Below are 3067 nucleotides of genomic sequence, written 5' to 3'. Positions count from 1 at the left end.
CAATAAAAAATCCGATACACAGCTTCGAAATGTGTATCGGATTTAGGGGGAGGACAACTTTTATCTAAAGGGCAAATAGAGCGAACATGAGCATTGAGCCTATAACAATGAATCCTTCGCCCAGTGGATCCATTACAAAATTGATAATATTTTTAGTCATATTTTTCATGGTCTTATTCTCGTTATTGGTAATTGTCTATAAACAAGCTGAACAGACACTGGAGACTATCGAGGAGGAGGGAGAGGCCTCCAGTGTCTGTTCACGACTCTCATCATAGTGGGCAACCATTTCTCTGTTGTTTCACCACTATTTCAGATTGTTTCAATCCGTTAAGGATTAAAAGTTAAAGCCACTTTCCTCAAGAAAGTCGTCGAATGTGTAGCGAACTTCCTGGAAGTTGCTGCTAAGACTCTCTGATGACCAGTTGAAACCATTGTCATTCAGCTCTTCTGCAGAGAGAGGAGTCCCAGAGTAGCTAACTTGCTCGCCACTATAGTTCTCACTCATGTTCTCTGATGACCATCCAGCCTCTGTATGGTCGTCAGCTATAGAGGCCATAGCGGAACCAGAGATCAATAGTGTTCCAGCAACTGTTGTGATAATTTTGTTTGAATACTTCATAATGTAATTCCTTATTTTGTTTAAGTTGTGGACTATTATATGGATCAGCTGTTACAGTAAAATTTCCTACTATTTCAGTATGTTTCTATGGGTTGGTTTAGAGTAACTGGTTGATTAAAAGGGGGTATTGTGGGAGAAAAAAACAAGATTCTGATTGTTGATGATGACCAAAAGCTAAGAGATCTGCTCTCCAGATACCTCAATGAGCAGGGGTATGAGGTAGAGACGGCAGAGGATGGTGAGGAGATGGATAGTGTTCTCCCTGGATTTTCTCCAAATCTGATTGTGCTGGATCTTATGATGCCGGGTGAGGATGGACTCTCTATTGCACGCAGACTTCGTGCAAGCAGCAATATTCCGATCATTATCCTCAGCGCCAAGGGGGAGGAGATTGACAAGATTGTGGGGCTGGAGATGGGGGCGGATGACTATCTGGCCAAACCATTCAATCCAAGAGAGCTGCTGGCTCGAATTCAGTCTGTTTTACGGCGACTCGATAGAGCTGATGCAGGGGCAGAAGATCAAAATACCGTATCATTTGGAGATTATCAGGTAGACCTTAACAGCTACTCGTTAACCAAGAATGGAGAGGCTGTAGAGGTGACCAGTGGGGAGTTTGAGCTGTTGAGACATCTGGTTGAGCACCCCAACCATGTACTGAGTAGAGATCACCTGCTTGACCTGCTGGATGGTGGCTCAGAAGAGGCCTTCGATCGAAGTATTGATGTCAGAATCACCAGGCTTCGCAAGAAGATTGAGGCAGATCCACACCATCCGGTTTTTATCAAGACTGTACGGGGTGTTGGTTATATATTCTCCACCAGTAGCTGATTTGTGCGCTTTCCACTAAAACTACCAAAAAGCCTATATAGTCGCACCATGATTCTGGTGGGGCTGGGGATTTTCTTCTTGCAGTTGATTACCTTCATTATCTTTTTCAAGCAGATGGTGATGCCCAATGTGGAGACCAGGGTTAACCACTTTGTTGATGCCCTGGAGAAGATAAGAGAGAACCCATCCCTTCTGCGTCTTGCTGGTGAGTTTGATGGTACAGAGAGAGAGAATGAGTTCACCGGTTTCATACTGGGCTCCCCAGATCTGAAGATCAGACCGGCAGAGTGGCGTATCCCGTTCTGGCACTTTGTTGATGATGAAATTGAGGAACGTTTTGGTGTTCCCATAACCATGTGGGAGAGTGATCATGATCCATATGGACATGATCATGGCCACTATTGGGTTGATCTGCCGGTAGTTTGGGGAAAGCACAAAACAGGAAAATCAATACGTATAGGGTTCTCCCAAGAGCGCAAGGGGTGTCTAAATCCCTCTGTGCTGTTGTTGGTGTTTTTGGCAGTATTTTTTCTCTCTATGGTATTGGTCTACTATCTTACCCGCTGGCTGCTTATGCCAATTAATAAGTTGCGTGGTGCAGTTGGGGAGATGGCTATGGGATCTTATCCCAAGCCTCTGCCAGAGAAGGGGCCCGCAGAGTTTTCATCGCTGGTGCAGCGATTTAACTGGATGGTAAAGAGCGTTCAGAATCTGACTGAAAATAGATCAACCATGCTGGTGGGTATATCGCATGATCTCAAAACCCCACTTGCCCGCATGCGCCTCAGTATAGAGATGCTCTCCAGAGAGCAGAGTCCGGAGCTGGTTGAGGGAATTATCGACGACCTGGATGTGATGGATCAGATGATCAGTGAGGCGATGGAGTTTGCCCGGGGAGGCAAGCAGGGAAAGCTTGAGCTTACTGATTTGAACAGGGCGATAACGGAGGTGGTAGATAGAAAAGTTCGCGGCGGCATGCGTGTTGGGTGGCGGGCCGACAGCGGGCAGTGCAAAAAAGAGATAGACCTGTCTGCGTTGCATAGAATTCTCTCAAACTATCTCGATAATGGATACCGTTACGGAGATGGAGAGAGTCTGGAGGTGAGGCTGGATTGTTCACCAGAGCATACAATTATCCGTGTTCTTAATCGTGGCATGGGAATTCCTGAAAAAGATCTAAAAAATATCTTTCAACCTTTTTATCGGGTTGATGAGTCCCGTTCAGACAAGAGTGGTGGTAGTGGTCTTGGCCTGGCAATTGTAAAAAATCTTGCAGATGTAAATGGTTGGAAAGTTGCGTTGAACAACCGTACTGCTGGGGGCATTGAGGCATCTTTACAAATTACCTGATTTAAATCAATTTAACCCCTTTTGGGCAGGATAATTAACCATAAATTAAGGGATGTTCAGCTCTGTTATATTGAAATTATTGTTACAATGAGACGGCCACTACAGTTAGTTAATTGTTTCAGTATTGTTTCAATTTGACCTAGGTCAAGTAGCTATAGTTGGTTAAAGGGTATAAATCACTGGCCTAACCTGCGGTGTATCTGTATCCGCTTTGTGGCGGGCAGATAGGTCAAATTAACCAGTTAATATTTTTTATAACATCAG

Annotated in this window: 3 protein-coding genes; 2 read left to right on the top strand and 1 reads right to left on the bottom strand. The window is 44.7% G+C overall.

All coding sequences use genetic code 11. From position 1 onward, the window contains the following. Nucleotides 1-337: 337 nt before the first annotated feature. Nucleotides 338-622 (bottom strand): hypothetical protein, encoded by a 285-nt coding sequence (locus AC3ZFK_RS07470; RefSeq protein ID WP_487507168.1) that lies wholly within the window; start codon nt 620-622, stop codon nt 338-340. 129 nt (nt 623-751) lie between these two features. On the opposite strand from AC3ZFK_RS07470, the gene AC3ZFK_RS07465 reads away from it, so the two are divergent. Together AC3ZFK_RS07465 and AC3ZFK_RS07460 are read left to right on the top strand one after the other, a co-directional pair. Then, nucleotides 752-1453, top strand: coding sequence for a response regulator (locus AC3ZFK_RS07465; RefSeq protein ID WP_487507167.1), 702 nt, complete (start codon nt 752-754; stop codon nt 1451-1453). A 48-nt stretch (nt 1454-1501) separates the two neighbouring features. Then, on the top strand, nt 1502-2803 hold the full coding sequence (locus AC3ZFK_RS07460) for an ATP-binding protein (RefSeq protein ID WP_487507166.1): 1302 nt from the start codon (nt 1502-1504) through the stop codon (nt 2801-2803). Nucleotides 2804-3067 lie beyond the last annotated feature (264 nt).

It is taken from the genome of Candidatus Thiopontia autotrophica (assembly GCF_982804495.1).
This window is presented reverse-complemented; position numbering and strand designations above follow the sequence as displayed.